This window comes from Psychrobacter sp. TB20-MNA-CIBAN-0197 (assembly GCF_040309765.1).
GTDB lineage: Bacteria > Pseudomonadota > Gammaproteobacteria > Pseudomonadales > Moraxellaceae > Psychrobacter > Psychrobacter submarinus.
Window position 1 is genome coordinate 1 of record NZ_JBEOPC010000858.1, and the last position, 260, is coordinate 260.

The 260-nt window shown below is 37.7% G+C and carries 1 protein-coding gene; it reads left to right on the forward strand.

Annotation, left to right across the window (positions count from 1 at the left end; genetic code table 11):
• Positions 1–260, forward strand: a 260-nt coding sequence (locus AAEY83_RS16300) for a cation:proton antiporter domain-containing protein (protein ID WP_351060701.1), incomplete at both ends; no start/stop codon positions are given.

Here is a 260-nt window from a genome sequence, read left to right on the forward strand (position 1 = left end):
CTGCAACCCCAAATGAAGTGATATTAAGAATTATGGAACTAATCTATTTTGCCGCCGCGTTTGTGTGTGGCTTTGCTGTTTATCAGTTAAAGCTGCCTCCTCTTATTGGATTTTTATTAGCAGGTTTTGCTTTAAATTTATCGGGTTATAAAAGTACAGAGTTGCTCGATACAATAGCAGCACTTGGCGTAACCCTTCTTCTTTTTAGTATTGGTTTAAAGCTAAAGGTAAACAGTTTAATTAAACCCCAAGTGTGGGCG